Genomic DNA, 13,450 nt, shown 5'->3' on the forward strand with positions numbered 1-13,450 from the left:
GCGACACCTTCGCGTCGGTGCGGATCCTTACCTTAAAGCGGGGTCTTACGGGCGACGACAGCGACAAAGTCCCTTGCCGTTCCCTCGAAGTACCGTTGTGGCGGTCGTTCCATATTGTAGACCAGTCGATAACCGTTCGTTGGGCTTGCGGGAGCACCGAGCGTGTGGTTGAAATAGAAGAAATTCGTCCATGCGGAGTTGATATCAAGTTCCATGGCATTCACGGCACCGGCTCGCTGGAGCAGGCGAGCTAGGGATGGTACGGAGAGTCCTGGGCCACTGACGTAGACGATGGCACCATTAGAGGTGACTCCCACTCCTGATCGCCAGACGAGCACTTGATTGCCCACGGTGGCGCCCCAGACCTGGTAGTTCGATGAGTAGACCACCGGATTGATGTGTCCTGACTGCACGAGTGGAACGAGGTTCTGTCGCACCACCTTGATCGACGAGGGAACATTTTGACCATGGGTCCACTGCTCAACGGTCGCCGTTCCTTGGGCGTTGACGACGAAGGAGGCAGCCCCATTCCGCAACGGGACCGCCATGCGACCATAGGCGTAGTAGCCACCCTGTGCATCGCTCATACGAAACCCTGAGTTGAAGGCTGCGACAAGGTTGCTCGCCTGAGATCCTTGGATTGGCGCCATGTAGGGCCAGGCTCCGCCACCCGGAGGTTCTTGGGCGCCAGCGTACTGGAGGAAGCTCACCAGATGGGGATCCATCCAGGCAACACCCGCCACCAGCGAGGTGTGTACCCTGTCGGGTCGCATCAGCGTGACGTAGAGGGCCGGGGAGCCATCGATCAGTGGCCCCTCTGGGGTCCATTGTCCCTCATGGGGCAACGGTGGACTCACGAGAGGAATAATTGCTTTTGGCGGAGGAAGGATCTTCGAGGTAGCGGCCACATGACTCTGCCGTACACTGGCGACAGGGCGTAGTGAACCCTTCGGTGGTTCCCCGCCTACCGCTGGTTGATGGGTTGTATACCAGACATTCTCGGCGGTTTGGACGATGCTCGCACCCCCGTTGCCGCGAACCCACTCCACGAACTTCACACCCAAGCTGGCAGATCCGGGAGCACCCAGCGCGCTGAGCATGCCGATACCCCCGTAGCTGCCTGCGACGACCACTCCGGCCACCCCAATGGCTCGAACGCGACGATAGGCGATTGAGTGCCGCTTCGGTTGTTTCTTCGCTGTTGGTGTTCGCAAAAGTTGTGTCAAACCTTTTCCTTTAATGGTGTTGCTGATGGTAGAACGTTAGCCGACTCCGATGGTACCTGGTCTTGCGCTACGATCGGCAACTGCACCCGAAAGTACGCCCCGCCGAGATCGGAACTCCCGACCATGACGGTGCCTTCGAGTAGTCCGACCAAACTGCGCACGATTGGCAGACCGAGACCTGATCCACCTTGGAGGCGACTTCTTGCTGGATCCAGACGAGTGAAGCGCTCGAAGACGGCGTCCCTTCGTTCCAGGGGGATGCCTGGCCCATCGTCGCCGACCGTAAAGATGGCGGATGGTCCAGTCGTTGAGGCGGTCACCGTCACGGTCGTTCGCGCGTAACGGACGGCGTTTTCGATGAGGTTGCGCACAATACTGCGGATCTGTTCGGGATCGCCCAGTAGTCGTACTGCGCTGACGCGAGACATATCGATATTTACTCCAGGATGTGTCCGGCGAATACGATGAACCTCGTCTCGACAGAGTTCATCAAGGTCAACCGTGACCTGAACTGCCTGTACCCTGGCCTCTGCTTTGGCGAGCGTGAGTAGGTCTTCGATCAGACGTTGCATGCGTTCGCTCTCCCTAAGGGCGATGCCCGCGGTCTGTTGCCAGTCGGTTAACTCGCTGTGGAGGAGTCCGACCTCAAGAGAGGCACGTAGGGCTGACAGCGGGCTTTTGAGCTCGTGAGACGCGTCCGCGATAAACTGTTTCTGCTGTTCGGCAGCGGCATCGAGTCGTCCCAGCATCGAGTTCATGGTCGCGGCGAGTCGTGCTATCTCGTCGTCACCTTCGGGTTGGAAGACCCGGTTGGATAGGTTCAGAGCGGTGATCTCCTCTACATCGCGTCGTATTTGGTCGACTGGAGCAAGGGCTCGGCGACTCAGAATCCAGGTGGAGATGGCGACGACTGCCAAGATGATGGGGTAGACGATAAAGAACTCGCGTTTCAGCGCCGCCACCGAAGCGTCAACGGAGGAGAGAGATGCAATGGTATAGACGTAGAAGGTTGTCGGTTTGCCGTTGGAACCCGCCATAAGATGACTCTCGCTGGCCGGCTTCGATCGCGAAATCACGCCGACGAGGAAGGTCGGCACCTGTACCTGGTCGGCAACAAAAACTGTGTGTCGATCCACGTTACCGTTGATTGCCAGACGGTTGGCGCGAGCGGAGTCTTCGGTCCGTACGATACCTCGGGTCGGTACCGCTTGCGGGGCGCGCAACGCCTTCGCCCCTTTCAAGTTTGGTGAGTACGCAATGACCGTACCGTGGCTGGACACGACCTGGGCGGCAAGGTCACCCCGTGGGATAGGCAATGGGTTGGGCAGATGCCCATCGCGGACGAGGAGGACGATGTCGTCAGCCTCGTTTTTCGCCGTGTTCACCACGTTACGTGTTAACGCGGCCCGCAAGGTAAGCGCCACTGCGATGAAGGCCGCCAGGAGTACTAAGCCGACGACGACTGTGGCGGCGATTGTTGTGCGCTTCCGCACCGACGCGAGCTGACGTCCGACCCAACGCAGCGGAGGAAACTGCGTCCTTGAGACGTGATTAAGTTTCTCCATCGAGGCCAGTTTCAAAGGTACTGACCCCCAGTGTAAAGCTTAGACAGGCGCGGATACCTCATCGCAGGTGACAACCGTCGCCGATCCACCATCTTCTTCAAGGAGGTAACCAACCCCACGTACCGTACGGATCGATTTTGTCCCAAAGGGGGCATCGATTTTCTTGCGTAGGTAGCCAATGTACACCTCGACGATATTGGAGTCTCCCTCAAAATCGTAGTCCCAAACGTGCTCAATGATCTCACGTTTGTTCAGTACTTTGCCCTTGGATCGCATCAGCAACTCAAGAAAGGAAAACTCACGGGTGGTGAGGTCGATGATGGTGTCTCCGCGGGAGACCGAGTGGCTCGATGGATCGAGTTTGAGATCACCAGCGGCGAGCACGGGCGGACGACTATCGACGTTACGACGGAGTAGCGCCCGGATTCGAGCGACGAGCACGGTGAACGAGAAGGGTTTCTTGAGAAAGTCATCAGCGCCGGTATCGAGAGCCTCGGCTTCATCGAGCTCTCCATCTTTGGCGGTCAACATCAGGATCGGTGTCCAGATCTCCTCGCTCCTCAAGGTGGCGGTGAATTTGAAGCCGTTCATACCAGGCAGCATGATGTCGAGGACGATGCAGTCATAGGGCGCACTCCTCGCCAGGTTGATGCCATCAAGTCCGTTGAGACAGGTATCAACTGCAAAGCCCTCCGCGACGAGCCCACGTTTCAGGGTGTCGACCAATGTTTCTTCGTCATCCACTACTAGGATTCGCATGCGATTCTCCTTTCGCTCTTTCTAGGATACGCAGACTTCTCAAAGGAAGGCTAGGAGTAACCCGAAGAATTGCTGAGAGAGATTCTAGGGTCGGTCATGTGACCGTTATGGTGTGAGGCCAGAGCTCTCGCTCCAACCAGCCAAGAATGAGAGCGTAGGGCCGGGGGTCGTTGTGGAGTCTCGTCGAGGTCGCGTAGACGCGGTGGAGTTCGGGGTGAAGCGTTGCAACGAGATGCTCGAGCATGGGGTTGTCTGGTCGAGGACGGTCGCCAGGGACGATCATCATCCAGCGCCTAGCGAGATCGGTGGAGGCCAGCGCATAACCGGAGACCGGGAAGACTGCTGCTGGATCGAGTCGGGCCCCAGTGGCCGTCAGTTCCTCACGCGAGAGTTGATCGACCAGAGGATCGACGGTGACGACCCCGACAACCGATTCGCTGTCTTTGGTAGCGAGCATGGCGTAGCCAACCAGTCCAAAGCCGATTAAGACAAGCGGTTGCGGTGCGAGGAAGTCGATGACCGCCTCAAGGTCGGTGACGAGTGCTGTCGCTTCAAGGGTCCCGTCAGATTCACCAATACCATGAGGGTTCACGCCAACCACTTGGGTTCGACAGTAGAAGCTCAGACGTTCGGCGGCCTCCTGGAGAACCCGGTCGCTGCTGCCGCCGATGTCGGTATCGGCGATGCCCGGGGAGTATAGCACCGTCGGTCGCCCAGGGGTGGAACTCTCCTTCACCGTCGCCACAAAGAGTGAGAGCCCAGCGGGTTCGCACCATAACTGATCTACTGGCATCACACCTCCCTCCCTAGACTGTAGCCGTGCAAGGAATTTCATCAGGATCGAGATACGCTCCGGATTGGGTGACCGATTGAGTCGACCACCCATGCGCATCGAGGATCGAGAGGTGTTTGTCGTAGCAAACCTCGGCCTCGGTGAAAAGTTTTTCGATCACGGCATCCTCTATCAACGTGGACTCAGTAAGACCTTTGATCATGTCGAGTTAGTGAGCACCGAGTATCTCCTCAGTCGAGTGGCCCACGTTGATCGACGGCACGAGCTCATTCTCTTTCTTGACAAAGATGTTGCAGTGGCAGAGATGCTTGAGCTCCAGGGTGCGACGGTGATCAACAGCTCGTTGTCGATCGCGATCTGTGATGACAAGCGCCGCACCTATGCCCACCTAGCGGCTGCGGGCTTGCGTATTCCAAAGACAGTGATGATGCCGCCGCTCTATCCAAAGCAGAAAATCGCTACCCACTTGGTGCTATCGGCGGTTGCGGAGGTTGGGCTGCCCCTCGTGATCAAGGAGGCGAAGGGGTCCTTTGGAGCCCAGGTCTACCTGGCCCAAACCGTTGAGGACGTGTTTGGGATCGTCGACGCGCTAGCTGATCGACAGCTGCTTGTACAGGAGTTTATCGCGAGTTCACGAGGACGTGATCTACGGCTGCAGGTCGTCAATGGGCGCTGCATTGCCGCCATTGCTCGCCAGCATCCTGATGACTTTCGCGCGAACCTTTCGGCTGGGGGTGTTGGCGACCCCTACCAGCCCTCAGCGGCGGAGTGCGCGTTGGCCGAGGCGAGCGCGGCGGCGGTTGGGGGCTTCAATGTCGGTGTCGATCTGCTCTTCGACGATGCGAATGAGGGTTCTATCGTCTGTGAAGTGAACTCCAATGCACACATCTGGAGGTTGTCGGCGATCTCCGGCGTGGACGTGCCCTATCACGTGGGTCTGGCGCTTCGACAATGGCTTTACGCGTAGCGATCTACTACGATCGCCGGCAGCTCCAGTCAAACGACTTCTTCTTGAGCGCACTCGTCGCGGCTGGTCGATCGCTCGGAGCTCAGGTCATTGCGTTGGTTGGTCCGGAGGAGCTCCAGTCATGCGAACTGGCTCACGTCGATGCCATTTTTGTGCGCTCGCGTTCACTTCGCCAGCGCCTTTGGTTGGCCCGCCGTATCCCTCGTGTGGTGAACAGCCCACTGCTTGCACTGGTCGGTAACGACAAGCTCGCCCAATACCTCTGGTGCCAGCAGCATGGATTTGCCACACCGACGGTTTTCCTCACTCATGCGGTCCCAGCTCCCAGGGTGGAAAAGCCCAGATTTGGCCATGGCGGTCGGGGGGTGCGGCTGGTCGAAACATCGGGCTGGCGAGGTGGTCTCGATGTACTGCTTGCTCAGGAATATCACCCGGGTGGCACCCTGGATCGACGCCACTATATCCTGGGCACGAGGATCACGGCGACGGTGGAGAGGAGGGCGAATGGGGATTTCCGATCGAACCTCTCACGAGGAGCCTCAGCCCGGCTTGTGGTGCCGAATGATCAAGAGCGCGATTTTGTGCAAGCAATCGCCGCCCGATTAGGGCCGGGTTACTACGGTATCGATACCGTGACTGGACCTCGAGGTCCGATGGTCATGGAGATCGAGGATTTGGTGGGTGCCCGATCCCTCTATCAGCTGGGGTTCCCCGATCATGCGACCCAGGTTATGCAATGGGTGTGTCAGATCCCGTGACGGACCCAACAACGAGCGTACTAGCTGTCGCTCGGGTGGTAATCGCGTTCGTACTCATCGAATGCCTCAAGCGCTCTGGGGCCATACACCGTGCCGGGCCCACCGGTGAGCAAAATGGTCACCCCGAGCGCCTCGGCGATGGCCTGGCGACTTACGCCAGCGCGGGCCGCCCCACGCGCGTGGGACGTGATACAACCGTCACACTTAAGCGCCACGGCGACCGCTAACGCGATGAGTTCCTTCGTTCCGGTGCTGATCTCGCCAGTGGCCATTGCACTGTGGTGGAGGCCGCCGTACGCCTTCAGCACCTCCGGGATCATCGCTCGAAGCTCCTTCGCAGGCTGGCGAAGGTCCTCCTGGACCTGATGCCACGGCTGATGTTGTTCGTCGTTCATGCTTCCAGGCTAGACGGGATGGTTGCTCTTTGCAAGGCTTCGTTTAATCGGGCGGTAGCGCAGCCATTGCACTCCGTATCCTAGGTTCATCAGCAGGAACGCAACGACGACGATCGCCAATACGGGGAAAATCCAACCCATGAAGAAGCTGAGTGCTGCCAGCGCTACGACCGGGATCAGACCAAATGAATCAAGGCGACGAATTCGGCGATCCCATCGAGGGCCTACGAAAGGCGTGCGCGTCTTTTCAAACGTCGCTTCATAGATCTGAGAAACTTTGCGAGCCTTGGCAAGCAGCATAAGACGAACTTCGTACTCGTCAAAGTCGAGATCTCCGGACCTGAAGCGTTCAAGCAGTAGGACGCGAGCCCGCTCTCGATCTTCGGCGGAGGCCTGCAGCTCGCTGCTCTTGTCTGGGGTACTCTCTCGATCCATATTCATTCCACCACTCAGGTAACCATCTACCTACTAATATTCTACTCGCTCGGATTCGATAGCGCGATACTCGTCGGAGAAGTGCTCGCCACTAGATGATACCGAGGAGGTGTGCGAGTTTACGTCGTTGGGCAGTCCCGTTCCCAAACAAGATTTGGTCGGCTTTTGCCCGCTTGAAGTACAGATGGGCATCGTGTTCCCAGGTGAAGCCGATACCGCCATGCACCTGAATGGAGGATGCTGCGATGCGATAGTAGGCATCCCCACAGGTTGCCTTTGCGGTCGTGGCTGCAATCGCCTGATCGTCTGCCTGATCTGCGAGCGTGAAAGCAGCATACAGCGCTACCGACTTCGCGGATTCCAAGTCAACAAGCATGTCTGCGAGGCGGTGTTTGACGGCCTGGAAGCTACCGATTGGGCGGCCGAACTGATGGCGATCCTTTGCGTAGGCAACGGACATCTCGAGTACGCGTTCGGCTCCACCAACCATGTCTTGAGCCATGCTTGCGTCTGCAAGTATCTCGAAGGCAAGCGTTGCTGCCTCCAGCGCTGGGCCATCGAGCACCATTGTTCCTGGTGAAGCGTTGAACGACACCTGGGCCATGGGCCGGGTGAGGTCAAGCGTGGTCTGTTGGGTGAGCACAACCCCCGGGGCGTCGGCTCGCACGAGTGCGAGTACCCACTCGTCCTCTTTCTGAAGGGTGACTAACAGATGGGTAGCCTGGGCACCGTCGAGTACGAATCGGCTTTCGGCCTCGATGCCGGTGTCATGCCAGGTGCCACTTGGATGGAGCGGATGCTCAGCGGTTCCGCAGGCCAGTCCAAGCACCACTGCGCCGCTGCTGATCCCCGCGATAGTCTCTGCGATGACGGGATCATCGCTGTCCGCTTGATTGAGGAGGCTAGCACCAAGGACTGACGTCACCAGGAACGGGAGGGGAGCCACCGCGCGGCCAATCTCTTGAAGGACGCAGGCTGCCTCGACGAAGCCAAGCCCGAGCCCTCCTTGGGACTCAGGGATGAGCAGGCCAGCGATCCCCAGTTCGTCGACCATCGCCTGCCAAAGATCGATCGGGATAGGAGTCGTGGACTCCATTGTGGTGCGTACGAGACTTGTTGGCAAGCGTTGAGTAAGAAATCGACGGGTGGTAGCTTTGAGTTCTTCCTGTTCCGACGTAAACGCAAAGTTCAACGTAGCCCTCACTTTCTTTGGCTCGCTATTTCGCTGGCGTCCTCTCGTTAGGCGCTATCGCCAAGATCGTCCGCACTGACTAGCCTACTGCTAGAACAGCTTCAAGAGAGGGCAGAGCGTCGTGCAAACCACGTATACCGTTGGAGATCTTACGATTGAGCAGTTTGTGGTAGGGCCGCTTGAGAATAATCTCTACGTCCTGACCACCCCGAGTTCTCCAGAGGCACTCCTCATCGATGCCACCGCCGGCGATGACGTTCTTTTCGATACGTTGGTACAGCGGAACGTGACCAAGGTCATCATTACGCATGGTCATCACGACCATATCGGTGCTGTTGCGGCGCTACGACAACAGGGGATGAGGGTGATGGTGGGAGAGCCTGATGCTTCGTTGCTTGATGGGTTTGATGCGACCTTGGTCGATAACGAATTGATCAGGTTTGGCGCTCTCAATCTACGTATTATGGTGACGCCGGGACACACCCCTGGATCTCTTTGTATCGCTCCTGAGGGTTATGAGCTGCTCTTTACTGGAGATACACTGTTCCCAGGCGGACCTGGAGCGACCAAGTTCCCTGGTGGTGATTTCCCTACCATCATCGAGTCGATCCGCCGCATCTTTGCCACTTTTCCCGCTGAAACGGTCATAATGCCGGGTCATGGAGCTTCGACCACGATTGGAACACAGATCGGCAGCTTGGACGAATGGATTGCAAGAGGCTGGTGAGCTGCACCCTTCTCAGAGAAGCCTGTCGTGCATCAGGTTTGGCGTCCGTATGTATTGGATAGGAGGCGAGGTGTACGTGGGGATGATAGTCGGGTAGTACGTAACGGTTGACGATGCCGTCGTGTGAACCTAGTCTCCACCACTGGAGTGGTGTGACGCGCATTGATCCTGAATCATCACAAGACCGTAACGACCGCACCCCGCTGGTGCCAGCGATTTGCTTGCGCGGTAGCATGTCGACGTTGCGTTGCAGGACCGATCACCGCCGTGCGCACCCGAGAATCCCGCAACCTGGAGCATTGAGCTAGCCCGGCAAGGTTCGACGATGACGGACCTCCAACGGCAGGAACGCAACAGAACGGGACTGCTTGTTCCTCTCAGGTGGGTGGGTTTGTCAGCCTTGTGTCTGAGCGGTTTTGCTTGCCGAGGCGGTGATGAGGCCGTGACGAACGCGCGTTGCCGAGAGGATGGCTGCAATCACCAAAAAGATCATTGACGCATAAAATGCCGAATGTAGCCCATTAACAAATACTTGCGCGATCTCGCCATGGAGTTTAGCGGTACCCACAAAGATCGCAAAGGCTACTTGTCGAGGGATCGACCGCGATGCGATCAGAATCGCCATCGAGAAAGAAAAGACCATACCGGTGTTTTGAAAGGTCCTCAACATGCCTGAGGCAATTCCGAAGACCTGGCGAGGAGCCGCCTTCATCACTGCTGAGTTGTTAGCGGGGAAGAAACTGCTCGAGCCGATGCCGTTGACCACGCTTGCGACTACGACGAGCCATAGTCCGGTGGTCATACCTAGCTGAGCATAGAGCAAGAGGCCGATAATCTGGGTCGCGAGACCGAAGGTGGCTGGGAGTACCGGTCCGATTTTGTCCGCCATTCTCCCCGAGAAGGGGCCGATCGCACCACCAACCAAGTAGCCCGGAACCAAGAGGAGTGAGGCGTCGAGGGGCGAGAGACCACGCGGCCCCTGGAGGTACATCAGAACCAGAAAGAGCACGGCGTAGTTTGCAAGTCCTTGGCAGAGTGAGGCAAGCAACGATGAGGTCATGGTCGGTACCTTGAAAAGAGAGAGACGGACCATGGGGTCGGTTTGCCCGCGTTCGATCATGACAAAGAGGATGAGGATGGCGATGCCACCGAGGAGAAAGAGGAGTAGTGATAGGTTAAGCGTGTGGGTGGCGAGGTTCGTCACCGCCCACAGGATGCCAAAGAGGCCGAGGCCCGCAGTCAGCATTCCCCATAGGTCGATCTTCCGGCGTTCGCGAGTTCCGCCATCGTGGAGGACGCGAAGGGCGAGTATGACGGCCACGAGACCGATCGGTACGTTGATCCAGAAGATCCATCTCCATGAGATAAAAGTGACGATGATTCCTCCGAGGACGATCCCCAGCACGGCACCGAGGCTGTAGCCGATACCGTTGAAGCCATAGGCACGGCCCCGTTTCTCCGGTGGAAAAAGATCGGCGATAACGGCGCCGCTGTTGGCGGTCACAAGCGCTCCACCGATTCCCTGAAGGATCCGGAATGCAATGATTGCTGGTTCATCCCACGAGATGGCACAGAGCGCTGAGCCGATGATGAAGACGACAAAACCTGTCTCATACATCTTGACTCGTCCGTACATGTCGCCGAGCCGACCGACTTGTGAGGCAAGGAGTGTCACCACCAGTAGATATCCGATAATTACCCAGATGACCGAGGCGAGCGCAACGTGGAGGCCCCGTTCGATTTCAGGTAGCGCAAGTACGACGATTGTGGTATCCACCGCCGTGATTAATACCCCGGTCATGACGACTGCGAGGGCCAACCCGGTTCTGGTCGCCGATGGCCCAGTCGCTGCTGCCTCGGGTTTATCTACACTCAAAGGAGCACCTCCTCTGCGATGCCATGCGGTTTTGTGGGTTCCTACATACCGTAGTGACGTCAAATCGTGAAGCCTTGTGTACCAGTTGGGACCGACATCGTGGCTATAGGTATCAGCCTAGTCGTCGAGCCGCAATTGGGCCAAGAGGGGTTTGCGAAGCTGGACCTTACCTGGCGGCATGGAGGATCTGGTATAGACTGTCCCAGTTCGCCGCGGCGGGCCTTGTGCGATCTATCGCTGCCACGAGTCGATAAGGTCGCCATGATTGGCATAGACGCCGATCCAATCGATAGCGCTTGGGGCATACGGAAGTGCAGCGTCGAGCGCAATCTTGGACCGGTCCGTGCCGAGCCATGTGGTGGTGATTCGCCCCGAGTGAGTAGCCACCACCATTTGGATTGTACCCTTGGTGGGGAGGTTTGCAAAGGTTGCGTGCACTTGGGTCCCCCAGGGTTTGCGATACAGCGCAAGCGACCCATTGACCCCACTTTGACTCGATGACATCGCGATGACATCGGTCGGTTTGGCTGCACTTGCTGACGTGTGCGCAATGGACACCCCGACGAGAAGGCCGGCAGCGACGCCGGCAACGAGAATGCCAGCTCGTACGAGCCAAGCGGTCGGAAGTTTTGTGACCTTGGTAGGTTGAGTCGCTACCGGTAGCCCGGGACTGGTTTGCGGGTATTGGGTCGCAAGTGTGAGAACCAACATGCTAGTACGGTCAACCGCATCGCGGCATTCGACGCAGCTGATCAGATGTTCCTCAAAGGCGCGCTGCTCGACCGGGCCCAAGGCTCCAAGCGTGTACTCAACCAAGAGGTCGTGTGATGAACTATCGGGTGTCATGAACGTTATCCAACTTTGTTCGGAGGATTTTAACAGCGTAATGGAGCCGCGATCGTAGTGTCCCCTCTGGAACGCCGATCGTTGCGGCGAGATGCACCAGTGGTGTTCCGTTCACCAATACCTCTTGCACAACCTGTCGATGGTCGCTAGAGAGCGTATCGATGGCTGACTCAATAACGAGGCGATCAAGGACGCTATTGTTCTCCTCGTGGCTAGAGCCCAGAGTGCCAACATCCAGTTGTGATAGTCGGCTCGATCGGCGCAAATGGTCAATAGCACGGTTGCGTGCAACGATCAATAACCATCCCTTTAACAGCTCTTTATCGACCAAGAGAGAGTCCTTGTGGTCAAGGGCGGCGAGGAACGTTGCTTGCACCAGATCGTCGGTGGCCGAGGCGTCACCGACGATGGCGAACACTTGAGCACGAATGAGAGGGGAGAATGACTCGAAGAGATCTTGGAGTATCACTTCGAGCACCGTGCCCCCTCTCATCGTCATCAAGATCCCAGCACTACAGCAGCGGGCTCGCTGCGGCGGTGAAGGTCATTCCCTTGCCAGCGCCTGACCCAGAGAATCCAGCGTCACCGAAGTTGAAGACTCCTCCGTCCTTAGCTACTAACCAATAACCAGCACCATCTGGTGTAGCGATTATTCCCAACACGGGCATATCTAAGGGATGCATCCCACTCAATCCGGTCAGTCCATCGCTATAGGTGTTGCCATAGTAACCAGCGTCACCGAAGTTGAAGACTCCTCCGTCAGCTCCCACGAGCCAGTAGCCCTTTCCGTCAGGGGTCGAAGCGATCCCGACGATGGGGGCATTGAGTCGAAGGTTGTTGACCCCACCGTAGTTTTTGGCGTTCCCGGCCGCGTAGACCGCGCCATTTGCGGTCACTTCCCAGTAACCAGTACCGCCGCTACCAGCCGCGTAGGCCATCCCGACGACCTTGCCAGTGACTTTGGGGGCTGTCGGTGCTGGTGCTGTGGTGGTGCCAAAGGCGGAGACGGAACCGTCACTTTGGGCCAATTGGTAGCCGCTATAGCCGACGGTGGGAGCGCTGAGCTCGTCAAGTGTGGAGGTATTGGAGTCGTCAAAGTAAATTCCGAGATGTCCCGCATCCATTGAGGTGGTTGCAAGGCCAAAGAGCGCCCCGGCGGACCCTCCATCAAGTGTCCTGGTGGCCACGACTTCCCCTGTCGTGGTGAGTTCAACAAGGTTATTGTTGTCGGCACCGTTGACGACGAACAGATCGTGATTCACAGGGTTGATGGCGATCCCCTGTGGTGCGTTGAGAGCGCCACCTTGGGCAATCATCACTGGAGTCACCGGCCCCGTAGCGGTCAACGCATTGGGCAGCGCGTAGATCGCGTTGTTATAGTCGTCGGTCACATAGAGGGTACCGTTGGTAGCGTCATAGACCATGCCCTGGGGCCCGGCCACGGTGCTTGGGCTCAACGAGGTGCCACTCATATCAGAGGTCGGTAGGTTCGTCGCCAAAGGAGCGTACGTCGCATTGATCGGCTGACCGTTCTTGGTGGTCGCCGTTGGGTTGGGATTGAGTCGCCAGACCTGTCCTGTCGTCCCTTGGGCATTGGGAGTAGCCGCGCCTGCATTGGTCCAGAAGAAGGCCCCCGGAGCAAAGGCTGCTCCCCAAGCACCCTCGAAGAGGTTGCTCTGACCGTCGTAGGAACTCGTGGTGTTGGTGTAATTCGCCACAAGCTTGCCCATATTCGAGATCACCGCGTAACCCGAGCCTGAACCATTTGCGGCTGTTCCGTAGTAGGTGACCCAGACGATATCAGCTGATGGGTTGATAGCAATCCCAACGGGTCCCGTGATGGCGGCATTCTGGTAGAACACCTTCGATGCACCGGTAGTCGGATTGACCTCGACCAACGAGGTTCCTCCA

Annotated in this window: 14 protein-coding genes; 3 read left to right on the forward strand and 11 right to left on the reverse strand. The window is 57.8% G+C overall.

Annotated features, from left to right (window positions below; translation table 11 throughout):
- Positions 1–32: 32 nt before the first annotated feature.
- The 4 genes from M7439_RS04265 to M7439_RS04280 all read right to left on the reverse strand — a co-directional run bounded on the left by M7439_RS04265 (position 33) and on the right by M7439_RS04280 (position 4,343).
- Positions 33–1,226: a phosphodiester glycosidase family protein gene (locus M7439_RS04265; protein ID WP_298345183.1), complete on the reverse strand. Its 1,194-nt coding sequence runs from the start codon at positions 1,224–1,226 to the stop codon at positions 33–35.
- Complete coding sequence (locus tag M7439_RS04270) at positions 1,223–2,791, reverse strand: HAMP domain-containing sensor histidine kinase (RefSeq protein WP_298345180.1); 1,569 nt, start codon at positions 2,789–2,791, stop codon at positions 1,223–1,225. The genes M7439_RS04265 and M7439_RS04270 overlap by 4 nt, the downstream gene beginning before the upstream one ends.
- A 39-nt stretch (positions 2,792–2,830) precedes the next feature.
- Positions 2,831–3,550, reverse strand: coding sequence for a response regulator transcription factor (locus tag M7439_RS04275; RefSeq protein WP_298345178.1), 720 nt, complete (start codon positions 3,548–3,550; stop codon positions 2,831–2,833).
- A gap of 94 nt (positions 3,551–3,644) precedes the next feature.
- Positions 3,645–4,343 carry an alpha/beta fold hydrolase gene (locus M7439_RS04280; RefSeq protein ID WP_298345175.1) on the reverse strand — a complete coding sequence of 233 codons (699 nt, stop codon included), beginning with the start codon at positions 4,341–4,343 and terminating at the stop codon, positions 3,645–3,647.
- Positions 4,344–4,419: 76 nt separating this feature from the next.
- Here M7439_RS04280 and M7439_RS04285 point away from each other — a divergent pair, with 76 nt between their 5' ends.
- Together M7439_RS04285 and M7439_RS04290 are read left to right on the forward strand one after the other, a co-directional pair.
- Entirely contained in the window at positions 4,420–5,310 is an 891-nt protein-coding gene (locus M7439_RS04285; RefSeq protein WP_298348938.1) for a RimK family alpha-L-glutamate ligase, read from the forward strand.
- Positions 5,295–6,068 carry a RimK family alpha-L-glutamate ligase gene (locus tag M7439_RS04290; protein ID WP_298345169.1) on the forward strand — a complete coding sequence of 258 codons (774 nt, stop codon included), beginning with the start codon at positions 5,295–5,297 and terminating at the stop codon, positions 6,066–6,068. The genes M7439_RS04285 and M7439_RS04290 overlap by 16 nt, the downstream gene beginning before the upstream one ends.
- A gap of 20 nt (positions 6,069–6,088) precedes the next feature.
- Here M7439_RS04290 and M7439_RS04295 read toward each other — a convergent pair whose 3' ends face one another.
- The 3 genes from M7439_RS04295 to M7439_RS04305 form a co-directional block, all read right to left on the reverse strand.
- Entirely contained in the window at positions 6,089–6,463 is a 375-nt protein-coding gene (locus M7439_RS04295; RefSeq protein WP_298345166.1) for a carboxymuconolactone decarboxylase family protein, read from the reverse strand.
- A 9-nt stretch (positions 6,464–6,472) separates the two neighbouring features.
- The gene (locus M7439_RS04300) at positions 6,473–6,898 is read right to left on the reverse strand and encodes a hypothetical protein (RefSeq protein WP_298345164.1); all 426 of its coding nucleotides are present in this window, start codon (positions 6,896–6,898) and stop codon (positions 6,473–6,475) included.
- Between the two features lie 91 nt (positions 6,899–6,989).
- Positions 6,990–8,102 carry an acyl-CoA dehydrogenase family protein gene (locus M7439_RS04305; protein WP_298345161.1) on the reverse strand — a complete coding sequence of 371 codons (1,113 nt, stop codon included), beginning with the start codon at positions 8,100–8,102 and terminating at the stop codon, positions 6,990–6,992.
- 109 nt (positions 8,103–8,211) lie between these two features.
- On the opposite strand from M7439_RS04305, the gene M7439_RS04310 reads away from it, so the two are divergent.
- Positions 8,212–8,817, forward strand: a complete 606-nt coding sequence (locus tag M7439_RS04310) for an MBL fold metallo-hydrolase (RefSeq protein ID WP_298345158.1) — start codon at positions 8,212–8,214, stop codon at positions 8,815–8,817.
- Positions 8,818–9,211: 394 nt separating this feature from the next.
- On the opposite strand, the gene M7439_RS04315 is transcribed toward M7439_RS04310, so the two are convergent.
- The 4 genes from M7439_RS04315 to M7439_RS04330 form a co-directional block, all read right to left on the reverse strand.
- Positions 9,212–10,693 carry an MFS transporter gene (locus M7439_RS04315; RefSeq protein WP_298345155.1) on the reverse strand — a complete coding sequence of 494 codons (1,482 nt, stop codon included), beginning with the start codon at positions 10,691–10,693 and terminating at the stop codon, positions 9,212–9,214.
- A 231-nt stretch (positions 10,694–10,924) separates the two neighbouring features.
- Positions 10,925–11,539 carry a zf-HC2 domain-containing protein gene (locus M7439_RS04320; protein ID WP_298345152.1) on the reverse strand — a complete coding sequence of 205 codons (615 nt, stop codon included), beginning with the start codon at positions 11,537–11,539 and terminating at the stop codon, positions 10,925–10,927.
- On the reverse strand, positions 11,526–12,017 hold the full coding sequence (locus M7439_RS04325; protein WP_298345148.1) for an RNA polymerase sigma factor: 492 nt from the start codon (positions 12,015–12,017) through the stop codon (positions 11,526–11,528). The genes M7439_RS04320 and M7439_RS04325 overlap by 14 nt, the downstream gene beginning before the upstream one ends.
- Before the next feature lie 34 nt (positions 12,018–12,051).
- Positions 12,052–13,450: hypothetical protein (locus M7439_RS04330; RefSeq protein WP_298345145.1), on the reverse strand; the 1,399-nt coding region annotated here is incomplete at its 5' end.

It is taken from the genome of Ferrimicrobium sp. (genome assembly GCF_027319265.1).
GTDB lineage: Bacteria > Actinomycetota > Acidimicrobiia > Acidimicrobiales > Acidimicrobiaceae > Ferrimicrobium.

Coding starts and splice junctions, on each gene's coding strand:
- M7439_RS04290 (WP_298345169.1), top strand. CDS start 5,295: ATGGCTTTACGCGTAGCGATCTACTACGATCGCCGGCAGCTCCAGTCA.
- M7439_RS04270 (WP_298345180.1), bottom strand. CDS start 2,791: ATGGAGAAACTTAATCACGTCTCAAGGACGCAGTTTCCTCCGCTGCGT.
- M7439_RS04295 (WP_298345166.1), bottom strand. CDS start 6,463: ATGAACGACGAACAACATCAGCCGTGGCATCAGGTCCAGGAGGACCTT.
- M7439_RS04280 (WP_298345175.1), bottom strand. CDS start 4,343: ATGCCAGTAGATCAGTTATGGTGCGAACCCGCTGGGCTCTCACTCTTT.
- M7439_RS04300 (WP_298345164.1), bottom strand. CDS start 6,898: ATGGATCGAGAGAGTACCCCAGACAAGAGCAGCGAGCTGCAGGCCTCC.
- M7439_RS04320 (WP_298345152.1), bottom strand. CDS start 11,539: ATGACACCCGATAGTTCATCACACGACCTCTTGGTTGAGTACACGCTT.
- M7439_RS04275 (WP_298345178.1), bottom strand. CDS start 3,550: ATGCGAATCCTAGTAGTGGATGACGAAGAAACATTGGTCGACACCCTG.